This is a genomic window from Eubacterium sp. 1001713B170207_170306_E7, assembly GCF_015547515.1.
Lineage (GTDB): Bacteria > Bacillota > Clostridia > Eubacteriales > Eubacteriaceae > Eubacterium.
On record NZ_JADMVE010000013.1, the window covers coordinates 1 to 12,892 of the forward strand.

Below are 12,892 nucleotides of genomic sequence, written 5' to 3' on the forward strand. Positions count from 1 at the left end.
TGGTTTTTATTTGGGGATATTTTTCTTTAATATGGCTCATTACCTTTAAATATCTTTGTTGATTTTTCATTTTTATATCCTCAACTCAATAAATTGTGGTAGAGAGGTATAAACACTTCGCAAAATTTATCCATCACTTCTTTTCTTCCGGTTGTGACGCGAATAAAATTTTTGAGCAATGGTTTGGAGTAAGTTTTTATTAATATTCCCTGTCGTTCCAATTCTTTTTCTAATTCATCCACCTTATCTTCACAGTTGATAAAAATATAGTTGCTCTCGCTTTGATTATGAGGAATTTTTTCTGCGGCTAACTTTTCAGATAAGTATTCACGTCCTATTTTTTCCTCAGCAATCAATCCATCAATGACTTCAATATTATCAAGCAGACTCTCTACAAATAAAATTGCAAAAGCGTTGACATCATAAGTTGGTTGTACTTTAGAGACATATTCGATAAGTTTTTCATTGCCAACCGCAAAACCAACCCGGCACGCAGCTAATGAACAAAGTTTTGAGAAAGTCCGCAGTAATAAAACATTGTCGTACTTAATCGCTAAATCCAAGCAGGTTCCCGCGTAAAAGTAATGATAAGCCTCATCAATTACAACCAGCGCATCATTTTCTTGAGCGACTTTTATCACACGCTCGATTTGTTCATGTGAAAAGATTGTGCCGATCGGATTGTTGGGATTCAAAATAACAATAATATCTGCAAAGTGTGCTTTTTTATAAAATTCATCAAAAGACACCTGCATCTCCATATCGTAATCAACCAATAAGGGAATTCCCTGATACATCTCTGTATAAACAGGATACATCTCAAAGGTGGGGTTAACCATAAGAACCTTGTCACCCGGATTTACAAAAGCTTCAAAAATATATTTGATTTCTGAATCTGATCCATTAGCAATTGCAAGGTTGTTCTCTTTAATCTCCAAGTAATCTGCTAATTTTTTCTTGATTCTTGTAACTTCGGGATATGTTGCTAAAAAAAATGGCGTGATTTTATTTTTGACACTTTCTACAAACTCCTCAGGTAAACCTGTTGGGTTTTCGTTCATATCAAGACGCATGTAATCATATCGTCCTGAGTGACCACCGATTCGAATTAATTTAACTAAGTGTTCTTTTGTTGTTACCATTTTCTCCCCCTATATTTATACATGAACAAAACTAATCAAAATTCGTCATATACTTATTTTCTAAATATCCATAATTTTTTCAACATTTTCCGCGGTTTTTTCCCATGTGAAATTGTTAATTAAATACTCGTAACTTTTCTTAATCCCCTTTTCTCTTATTTTTTTATCCAGAACAACTTTTTTTAACGCTTTATAAATACTTTCGACCGCATTATTTTTCATGATTGTCCCAAACTCATTATTAATAATGAGTTCTCTCGTTCCGCCACAATCCGTTGAAACTACATAACACTCGCAAGCCACAGCTTCTAAGGTCGAAGTTGGGAATCCTTCACTTTCGGATGGAAGACAAAAAATATCACTTTGATCAAGCACTGTCACGACATTCTCAAAATTCAGTTGACCCAAAAAGTGAATTTTAACACTTTCCGTTTCTTTTTCTTTAATGACATCTTCTAAATTGCCAGCCCCCGCAATAAATAACTGGACCGGATAACTCTCAGAATTTAATTGATCTACAGCTTCAATTAAATTTAATATTCCCTTTTCTTTGACCAAACGCCCCGTAAACACGATAACAAGTTCATTATGTTTTACTCCATAATCTTCTCGATAATCTCTTATATGTCGATGCCGAATATTTTGAATTTCCTCATTATTAACAGCATTATACAGAATGCCCTCTGATTGAATTCCAAAATGCGCGGACCAATTATTACATGCCTTGGAAACACCATAAAACTTATTGCAATAATGCCTGATAATTTTAGTAAAAAAATGTTCAAAACCTTCTCCAATTTTATCCCAGACTTTGTTATCTACTGTTAAATGACTAGTTCCATGTTCTATTACGATACAATTGGTGTTTTTTTTCTTCGCCAACCAAACTCCGTACAAAGAATGTAGATAAAAACGGGTATTTACCATAATTAAGTCCATCGGTATTTTCTTTAATTTAGCTGACAAATCATGGAATTCTTTGTTGAATTTTAAAACCGGAAACCGGCCATTAAGCCAATTATAGCAAGGAAGTCTGTAAATCTCAATACCCTCAATTTGCTCATATTCCTTAAGCAAAAAAACATTTGACGTTACGATAATTACTCTGTTTCCTCTTTGAACTAGTTTTTTTGCTAAATTGTAAGTATATCTTTCTACTCCTCCCACATTTGGTAAATAATTTGCTGAAAACATGCAGATCGTTTTATTCATCTAAGATTATGTACTCCTTTTTCTATAATAATATAAAAAGATAAATAAAAAAAATAAAGATAAAATAACCATCGCTAACACATAAGTAATGGCGCCTCCTAAAATACCATATGATTGTACAAATAAATTTGCTAAGAAAACAGAGGCCAAACATGAAATTACATACCCAATTAGTAAACTATACTGCTGTCTCATAACTGTAATAATATAATAAAGCATTGTTGATAAAGCACTCAATCCACCACCAAAAATCACAAGTAGCAAGGAATTATGATAATCTGTCAAGTTCATACCATAAACCCATGACAAGATCGGTATCCCATAAAAATTAACAGCAAGAAGCACTACAGCAGTTACAATGCAAATGCTTAACGTTAACTTGATAATTATTGTAATAAATTTTTTATATTCAAAATCGTTCCAAAACTCTGTTAAGGTAACCAGCATCGGCCTGAATAGAAATAAACTAAAAAGATTCACAACTGAGGCCGGCATAAAAATAACATTATAATACGCTTGAAATTCGCTCGAAAGATAAGTATCTATTGCATATTTAGGAGCATTTATAATATACATCATCATAAACGATCCTAAAAAAAGAGGTAAGCACTCAATAAATAAACTCTTTTGTTTCTCAAACATAAATGACCACTCTGCTTTATCAAAGTATTTCTTTGCATATCGCCAGTCATAAAAGAAAAACCAAAAAACAGACACTATAATTGCTACGACTGTTGCCAATAACAAATCATCATAAAAATATAAAAATACACAAAAAAATATTGTTGATAAAATCACACGGAATGCCAGTGACTTCCCTGAAAGCTCAAGGTGATTCTTTTGCTGAAACATCCCCTGAAATACATCACCTAGTGCATCAATCATTTTATATACACACATTAAAATAACAATAATCGTCTTACTAATATCATAACCTTTTGATATCGTATATACCATTGAAATAAAAATCATTAACAAACAGGTAATAATTCGAAAAGTATAATAATCTTTAAATACAAACTTTTCTTGAATATCCGTGGACTGGTAGGGTCTTACTTCAAACAAACCAATGGTCAGCATTAATTGAGCTATTGCATATGCTATTGAAAAAATGCCTGCAATAGCATCCCCACTTATTCGCGATACTGCCAATAGTAAAAATACAGAGGAGGCTGCATTACACAAACTCCCCATCATATTCCACCAAAAAATATTTTTCCCTGAGACTACCTTTAGTTTTATTTTTTCCATTTTATGAATCTTCTTCCCCAAACTTTAAGATATATGGGTAATGATTTTTTCTATCTTCAACGGGTGGTAGTTTCATATAATCACCATAAATCCTAGTCAAATACTCTTCATAATCTTTTGGAATATTTACCATAATATTTTCAAACGGTACTCTGACACATGGGAAAATCTGATCCAATTTAATAATATTATTTTCAAAACTCGCATCTTCAAAACTCGTTACCTTTTCAGTATCAATATAATTGTAGCGTGTTACTGCTTCTAAATATTTTTTGAGTATGTAAGACTGTTTTACATGAAATAAAACCAAAACGTAATGAATACACCAACAAGCAAGTTCTGCTAATTTCTTTTTTATTCCTTTATATGGAATATCCGGTTTTGCTATTCCCCTTAAAAACATAATTCTTCCCCAAAACCAAGCATCGCGAAATTGCTTTTTTCTCTCAATTTCGTTATCAGCAACATTATTTAATGGAAAAATATCAACTCCTATTCCTCTTTCATATTTCATTTGTTTCTCAATTTCCGGAATAAAAAGTGTTCCTTCTTTTACAAATTTTGTAACAAGACTGATATACTCAACATTAATATCGGGCATCAACAGATAATACCCCTCTGGACATTCTTTCTTAAGAATTTCAATTAATTTATCATAATCTTTTTTAGGCATAATAATATCGATATCGTCATCCCAAGGAATAAAACCTTTATGCCTGACCGCGCCTAAAACAGTCCCAAACGCGGTACTATACTTAATATTATTCTCTCTGCATATCGTATCAATAACTTCAAGTAACTCCAACTGAACTACATGTAGTTTTTTTAAAGTTTTTTCATCGTATGTTTTTTTATTCATATTATGCTACTCTCAATAGTTTTTAATTTTATAAATTAGACTATCTCCTTCTTCATATATTTTTTCAAATGAAACATATTCATTACTTTCTATTTCTTCATTTGAATAAATATATGAGACCTCAGTTTTCGGTATATCTTTATAAGAAAGATGTAATAAAAATGTATCTGTAGTAATCAATTCAAAAGAAGTCTCATCAAAGGTGAACTCTACTTGAACATGAGCATATCGGTTATATACATCATTATATTTTTTAGCAGGATCTAACTTACTCCATAAATCCATATTGGGCATTAAATTTACTGAATTGATAGTAGGCGCTCCACATGCAATCAAAAATTGTTGTGGAATAATGGATCTTCCTAAAAAAACCCATTTTTGATGTTGATTAGATTCCGTAATATTCATAATTTCTTTTGCCAAAGGTTTGGAGTATATCGCATCAAACCCTTTTTGTATCGGATGAACAAAAGCACCAGTACAAAATGCAACAGTAGTTATTCCTATAATAATATAGTTTTTGAATTTTTTTGATGTTTTTGCCATTATCCCAAAGAAGCACACACATAAAAAACAACTGATGAAAATTATATATTTTATAGGAACTCCAACCTCAGGAAATTTTTCCAAATTAATTAGAATATAAACAGGCAAAATTATACCAATGGTAAAACTCACCCAAAAAGCTGGTATTTTTTTACAGTTTTCAAATCTTGTAAAAACAGCAACTAATAAATATATTTGTGAAAACATTAAAATATCAACCGCACGTTTTGGAATCGTATTGGACATTAATGTGATTTTTGCCAATATTTCCGGCCACCCAATCATGATGTACGATCCTAAAAATAGCGAGACAACTATAATCATTGTCACAAAAAAATCTTTCTTTTTTTCCTTTATTAGATACCAAAAGGCCATAGTCAAAGGGATGGGGAAAAATGTCATTAATGCTCCTGCTTCACTAGGATTGTTAAAAGTCTTATTGGGGAGTGAAAACAGCGGATTATAAAGCCACCAAAATAATTTATTTACGACTCCTTTTTCCCCTCCTGATGAAACCCTCTGACCAGGATAGACAGTATTCATGATACATTCAGTATACTCTTTATTCATATACATGAACGTTAAAATAATAGATGCTGCAAAAATAAAACTTCCAATCAAAATCAGCCAATCCAATTTGCCTAATTTTTTTATTTTAGACATATTTTCATAAAGAATCCATAGCAAAATTCCTAAAAAAAGGTATCCTGCTGGTACCTGCCATGCTGGATATAAATTCCCTACAAAAAATGCTATAGACAAACCTAATCCAATTCCTAATAAGCATCTCACACTTTTTTTGTTTGTTTGTATAAAATGATAACCACATACAATTGAAGCTTGCGCCCCTAAAACCCATGAAGAAAAACTCCACCATTGATAGTAACCAGAAAAAACAATCAATGTCGCTCCCATAACAGACACCAATTTGTTCTTTCGTGAGATGATCATACACATTTCCAATGATACTAAAAAGGTTAGTATCGGCACACCGTACCACATTACACTCTGCCCATATGTTTGTCCGAATAAAAAAACAGCAAAGGAAAAGGGATAAGCTAAAGCAGAATAATTACAAAACATATTAACACTTAATATTGTATTTAGCGTCTTTGTTCCTCTCATAACATAGCTATACTTAGTATATGGTTCATCCCCAAATTGTGTGGATAAACGGTTTGGGGTTGAAGCAAGCCATTCGTCACTTCTAATTCCTCTTGGAATACCTAGAATTGGTTCTACAAACTCCGATCCTTGACCTGGTTGTATTGTTTGATCAAAACAGGCTATTGATGAACCGTGGAACTGATTGATAACCATAAAAAACAAAAAGATTAGGGCAACCAAATATCTTTTATTAAATATCCAATTATACAGCTCCTTTATTGGAAATAACCAATGCAAGCCTAAAAAAAGAGAAAAAACAAAAAACAACTCAAAACGCGCTATAAATAATCCTTTGTGCTTTATCGAAAAAAAATTCATCAAATTACTTATCCCATTTGATAGAATTTGTGTACACAAAAATGCGATAAAAATTGAACAAAACAATATGATAATTATTTTAATTTTATTTTTTTTTGTGAAATCGACCATTGTACTCAACACAGCAACTCTCCTTATAGTTAATTTAGATACTATTCCATTTTCATGCTTTATATATTTTTTTACTGACTATATTTTTTTGTAAATAAAGCCAACCCCTATAGCTTTATTCATTGCAATTTTTTGAAGAATAAATTTCTTTTTCTAAATCGTATAATTTTTTTTCCAACAATGCATACTTTTGAACTAGCTTCCTGTTTCTTTCATTAAGGTGAGAAACAATTGATGTTATTGATAGCAAAATCATAAGCACAAACAAACCTTCAACCATAAAAACAGTATTTGTTACATCATAAATACCAATAATATTCGATAGTTTGTATATAATCTCCGGAAAAAAAGAGACAATTAGCATTATAAGTCCAGTGAGTAGCCATATTAGCGAATATTTTAAATTTAAATCTTTTTTTCGCAGTAAATGAACAATAATAAACAAATATATTAATACACCTACTATCAGAAATACCCTCAAATTCAAACTCATCATTTTGCTCCTTTAAAGAATCCTAAACGATATATTATAATTGCAAGCGAAACTTTTATCATATAATATATCGTCTGAAAAATTTTGATAGAGGACTCCCCCCCTTGTCTCTCATGCATAATAACAGGAACCTCTTGTACTTTAAAACCATTCAATACAGCCTCAATGATAGCCTCCGGTTCAGGATAATCTTGAGCATAATTTTCAGAAAAAAATTTCGTTAGTGACTTCGATGTTGCTCTGAAACCGCTCGTTGTATCATTAATACTTATTCCACAACAAAATTTAATAAGATATTTTAAGAAATTAATTCCTACCCTACGCATTTTAGAAGATTGAAATCCTTCATTTGTAATAAATCTGGAACCAATAACCATATCTTGACCATTGTTAATTATCGGTTTGATCAGTTCCTTAATATATTGGGGATCATGTTGTCCATCACCATCCATTTGAATTGCAATATCATAATCATTTTCAGCTGCGTACCGGTATCCCGTTTGGACACCGCCTCCAATTCCTAAATTAACTGGTAAAGTAACATAATTAAAATTATTATCTTTGCATACTTTTCCCGTACTGTCTGTAGAGCAATCGTTAATTATAACATAGTCTAAATCTAAATCAAATTCATTTGATGCATTTATTAAATTGTTAACAACCAACTTAATCGATTCTTCTTCATTATAAGCCGGAATAATAACCAGAACTTTCATCGCTACCTCTCTCTAATAAGCATTCTTAACCAGTGCCCCAAACGTCATAAAAAACACCTTCACATCCAGCAACAGTGACCACTTCTCAATATACTCAATATCGCAGTTAATCCGCTCCACAATCGAGGTATCACCGCGCCAGCCGTTCACCTGGGCCCAGCCGGTAATTCCTGGTCTTACATGATGCTTAATCATATACTTGGGCACTTCATCTTTAAACTGCTGCACATAAAACGGACGCTCTGGTCTCGGGCCGATAATACTCATATCGCCCTTTAACACATTAAAAAACTGCGGGATCTCATCCAAACTTGTTTTCCGGATAAAGGAACCGAATTTCGTCTTTCTCGGGTCATCCTCGGTGGTCCAGAGCTTATCGCCTTTTTCTGGAATATCATTTCGCATTGAACGGAATTTATAGATATAAAATTCCTTCCGGTTCATGCCCACGCGGATCTGCTTATAAATAATCGGTCCTGGAGAGGTTACTTTAACCAGAATCGCTAAAATCAGATAGAGCCATGAAAAGACGATTAAAAATGTGCCCGACAAAAGAATATCCAGTGCCCTTTTGACAAACTTATTTAAAGGCTCATCCAGCGGTATATACCGCGTGTTAATCAATGGGATGCCATCGAGCTCATCAAAAGCTGGTCTGGATCCCTGAACCAGATTAAAGTAATCTGGGATAACCTGTGTTTTTATACCCTGATACTCACATTTGTCGATCACATCATTGATGCGCTTAAAACTGGTATTTGGCAGCGCAATAATGACTTCATCCACACGAAATTCTTCCAGTATATCATTCATCTCTTTTGTGGTTCCCAAAATCGGCAGGCCATTTTTATCACTCTTCGGATAATAATCGTCAACATAACCGCAAATTTTGTAGCCAAGCTGCCGGTCTCCTAATACTTTATCCGCAAAAGCCTGTCCCAGAGCGCCGGCTCCCACGATGATAATATATTTAATGTTATAACCGCGCTCACGCATCATTCGAAGGACTTTTCGAATGGTTCCCCGCTCCAAAGACATGATTACAATGGAGAACAGGAAGAAAAGTCCGAGCATATACCTTGAAAAGTGAATGCTCTTCTCTGTATATAAAACTGCCATTACAATTAAAATCCCAATCATATTGGACAAAATAATCTCCTGGCACTCTTTAAAAAAGCGCTGCTTTCGATACGGTTTATACAAGCCAAAAATAAGAAACAGAATCAGGTAAACCGGTATGATAAAAATCAACAGACCAACATAAGCTTCGAAATGCATGGTGCGCACGCCATCCGTAAAAAATGGGGAAACAAACCGAATATACCAGGCCAAAAGAAGCGCGCCGCTGACGACAACAGCGTCAAAAACAACCAGCAGAAAATTAAAAAAATGTTGATTACTTTTTATCATAGCTTCTATCTCCTTTTAAGATTATCGGTTTTTTGCTAACGCAATCTTTTTCATTATTTTCGTCCCGAGAAATACGGTACCGGTCATAATCTTACTGTATTTTCCCTGATAATGTTTGTTATAAAAAATAATCATGGAATCATAAAACGCTTCGATCACTTTAGGGTTGCGCTTTCCGATCCCACTGGCCTTTTTATAATGAAAAATGCGTACTTCCGGATAATAAATAATCTGGTATCCAGCCTGCTTAATGCGGTAGCACCAGTCAATATCCTCACCATACATAAAATAGTCCTCGTCCAGCAGTCCGACACGGTCGATCACACTCCGGGGAACAAGCATAAACGCTCCCATCACGCAGTCGACTGAACATATCTTATCTGGATTAACAAAGGTTAAATTATATTCACCAAACCGCTGGCTTTTGGGAAAGCGTTTATCCAGCTTAAGCGAATGGTATAAGCCGTTAGCCGGCGTCGGAAAGCTTCTCTTGCATGCAGCGTCCAGCTGGCCGTTTTCCAGAAGCACCTTGCAGCCTAATGCTCCCACCTGTGGTCTTGTTTTTATAAAATCCAACGACTTCTTAAGGGTATTCGGCTCGACGATTGTATCTGAATTTAACAGAAGAATATAATCTCCCTTTGCTTTGTGAATCCCAATATTGTTCGCCTTTGAAAAACCCAGGTTTTCTTTGTTATTAATGATACTCACCTGCGGAAACTTTCTTTCAACGGCTTCGATACTGCCATCACAAGAAGCATTGTCCACGACGATCACCTCAAAGTCGACCTCCTGCAAATGGCTCTCATAAACCGAAGCCAGACAATTAGTGGTCAATTCTTCTGTTTTATAATTAACAATAATAATTGATAAATCCATAAATGCTCCATTCGTACATACTTCTTGTCAATTTTAACAGTATATCATAAATGTAACAAATTTGCATCTTCCAATTACCTTACTTCGATATTTTTTCAAATAAGTATCGGAACACATTACCGAATAACATCCCCTCTATCTTGATATAGTTAAGAATATGCCGCATTTTGAAGGGTGTTTTCCGAACTTTATTTAAACTTAAAAGCGCTTCTCTAATACCAGACCAATAAGTTTTTCCATATCCCGACACTGAAAACATGGCGCCTTTAATTAAAAAACCCAACGCTAAAAAAATAAAATTGATCACCAGCTGTAAAAATGGCATATTTTTATAGGCCGTATAGATGTTATTCCTGGCCGAAATTTTAACCTTAAATTCTGAATACTTATTGCCATCCGCCGTTGTCGCACTGCCGATATGATAACAGACAGCAGATGGCTCATAACGATTCTGATAGCCGTAAATACGTCCACGATAAGAGACATCCACATCTTCAAGGTAGGCAAAATAATGCTCATCAAACAAGCCGATCGCATCAAAAATACTTTTTCTGTAAATGCCAGCGCCGGCGCAGGTACTAAAAACACTGGTTGGCTTCAATAATCGGGAAATATTCTTCCCATCACCGCGTTTATAAGCCCAGCCCAAGACATTATAAAAATCTCCGGTATCATCAATTTTATCGCGTTCATAATAGCGAATCATCCGTGAAGAAACGGAAAATATCCGTTCATCCTTGTCAATGGCCTGATAGAGCTTTTCAACAAAATCATCTGCTACCACCACATCATTGTTTAGCAGCAGCACATATCTGCCCCTGGCAGCTCGAATGCCATTGTTCACAGAAACCGCAAAGCCAGAATTTTTTTCATTAAGGATCAGCCGAATCTCCGGATAATTTTTTAAAATCGTCAGACTATCGTCGGTTGAGCAGTCATCAACAATGATGATCTCAAAATCTTTGAAAGACTGCTCTTCCAAACTATTGAGGCAATTTTCTAAAAATGCTTCCCCGTTAAAATTGGGGATAACAACTGATATTTCTTTACTCATATACATTCTCCATGGTATTATCATATCCTAGATAAATGAAGGATGCAATAAAATTCTAAATGGATATTTTTAGTGTAATAAGCTTTATTTTTTGCCTGTGGATAAAAAGTTACCCACAGGCGTAACCGTCATAGATGTCGGCAATTTGGGCAAAAAAGCGAAAATGGACGCAGATTCACCGACACCCGTGTCGACATAAATAACTATAACATTATAATATTTATATATTATATATAATTAATAATGAGTGCCGATTCCTGCTCTCTTCGGTTGCGAAAAGCAGTTCCCCTTTTTTTAAAATCTGTGCTAATGATTCTGGATCTTTTACCTATCTTTATCATTTGTATGTTAAGCAGTAACCATATATCATCAAATTTTAAATATAAGCATGCATTTAAGCGGTTTTTATCTTCCATTAACGATTCTGTTCCTTTTCGGTTCTCTCTCGTCTTAATTCGGGTATTTTGAATGTATTTTTATTTTTCATGATTTTGTGGATAAATGGCGTCAAAAATTATAAAGCGGACATATCTGTCCGTGATAATGCCAAAATCGCCAAAATAGCGGCAAGATCGCGGTCACATATGTCCGCCATTAATAATATTATAAATAATATATTATTATATATATACTTATTCCTGAGTGCAGGGTTATCCACAGTTTGAAATTAATAAAATCACCCTAAACTTTTTTATATTAAAAATATTTCAACTAAATACTTGATAAGATCTTTTAATTCATTATACATTTTTAAGAGGTATTCTTTAAAAACTAGATCTTTAAAATTTACCAAAACAAAAGACCAGTATATATATTATTTTCACACTATATACTGGTCTTAAAGATTAAAATGCTTTCATAATTGTCACTAGTTTATTGCCATAATTTGGATCTGTTGCCCATTTTCCGGCTAAATCGCCAACTGTTGGTGCGCATCCTTTATTAACATATTGATAACGCGGATCCACACATTCATTGACCAAAGCTTCCGTTGATGCATAAGCCTTTAAATGCTGTATCTGGGCTCTGACACCTATTCGGACATCTGCAAAACTATTTCCCGGAGCACCGTTTCCAGTCGCTCCAATACCGGCAAAATTAAACTGTTCACGCTTAACGTCACCGCCGTATTGCAGGTATCCCGTTTCAAGGCACATTTGTGCAAATGCTACCTCAGGCCGTACGCCTTCTGTTCGGCATTCTTCAATGTAAATATTCGCAAAATCTACGGCAGACATGCCGTAGAAGGATGTCGGAAATGCTGCTTTACTGTTAAAGTAGTTAGCTAATTCTTGCGCTGATTTTGTTTGAGTTCCCATAATTGATGTCGATGTTGAAAAAGTCGTCTCAGAAATACTTGGAACATCATCAGTTATAACATTTATACCTGTGGTTCCTAGCAATGTTTCCTTCCCATTATCGTCTTTTCCATAGGCATGAACCGCATAATACCCTGTATCATATCCATGGTCTTTCAGCTTAATGGTTGCTTTATAACTTCCATCACTTTGTCTTTGGGTCTTATACCAGATCAGGTCATCTTGCCCGTTACTCGTACTCCATACCGGTACCATTATCTCGCTGATCCCTGACGGTGCACTGATGTCTTTTACGGTAACTGTAAACTGTTCGTTTTCTACCGCACTGGCCACTACGCTCCCTGCTGTCATCCCCGGAACATTTATACTGGTGGTTCCCAGCAATGTTTCCTTCCCATTGTTGTCTTTTCCATAG

At 34.4% G+C, this 12,892-nt stretch carries 10 protein-coding genes; all 10 read right to left on the reverse strand.

What is annotated here, in order from left to right:
- Positions 1-80: 80 nt before the first annotated feature.
- Complete coding sequence (locus tag I2B62_RS20045) at positions 81-1,142, reverse strand: histidinol-phosphate transaminase (RefSeq protein WP_195270803.1); 1,062 nt, start codon at positions 1,140-1,142, stop codon at positions 81-83.
- A 60-nt stretch (positions 1,143-1,202) separates the two neighbouring features.
- Complete coding sequence (locus tag I2B62_RS20050; RefSeq protein WP_195270804.1) at positions 1,203-2,354, reverse strand: glycosyltransferase family 4 protein; 1,152 nt, start codon at positions 2,352-2,354, stop codon at positions 1,203-1,205.
- A gap of 6 nt (positions 2,355-2,360) precedes the next feature.
- Complete coding sequence (locus tag I2B62_RS20055; protein WP_195270805.1) at positions 2,361-3,605, reverse strand: lipopolysaccharide biosynthesis protein; 1,245 nt, start codon at positions 3,603-3,605, stop codon at positions 2,361-2,363.
- A gap of 1 nt (position 3,606) precedes the next feature.
- Positions 3,607-4,464: a LicD family protein gene (locus I2B62_RS20060; protein ID WP_195270806.1), complete on the reverse strand. Its 858-nt coding sequence runs from the start codon at positions 4,462-4,464 to the stop codon at positions 3,607-3,609.
- Between the two features lie 12 nt (positions 4,465-4,476).
- Positions 4,477-6,615, reverse strand: coding sequence for a hypothetical protein (locus I2B62_RS20065; protein WP_195270807.1), 2,139 nt, complete (start codon positions 6,613-6,615; stop codon positions 4,477-4,479).
- Between the two features lie 106 nt (positions 6,616-6,721).
- Positions 6,722-7,102, reverse strand: coding sequence for a DUF2304 domain-containing protein (locus I2B62_RS20070; protein ID WP_195270808.1), 381 nt, complete (start codon positions 7,100-7,102; stop codon positions 6,722-6,724).
- A complete protein-coding gene (locus tag I2B62_RS20075; protein ID WP_195270809.1) occupies positions 7,099-7,815 on the reverse strand; it encodes a glycosyltransferase family 2 protein in 717 nt (238 codons plus the stop codon). The genes I2B62_RS20070 and I2B62_RS20075 overlap by 4 nt, the downstream gene beginning before the upstream one ends.
- A 12-nt stretch (positions 7,816-7,827) precedes the next feature.
- Positions 7,828-9,225 (reverse strand): undecaprenyl-phosphate glucose phosphotransferase, encoded by a 1,398-nt coding sequence (locus I2B62_RS20080; protein WP_195270810.1) that lies wholly within the window; start codon positions 9,223-9,225, stop codon positions 7,828-7,830.
- A 21-nt stretch (positions 9,226-9,246) separates the two neighbouring features.
- Positions 9,247-10,104, reverse strand: coding sequence for a glycosyltransferase family 2 protein (locus tag I2B62_RS20085; RefSeq protein ID WP_195270811.1), 858 nt, complete (start codon positions 10,102-10,104; stop codon positions 9,247-9,249).
- 79 nt (positions 10,105-10,183) lie between these two features.
- Entirely contained in the window at positions 10,184-11,158 is a 975-nt protein-coding gene (locus tag I2B62_RS20090; RefSeq protein ID WP_195270812.1) for a glycosyltransferase family 2 protein, read from the reverse strand.
- Positions 11,159-12,892: the final 1,734 nt, after the last annotated feature.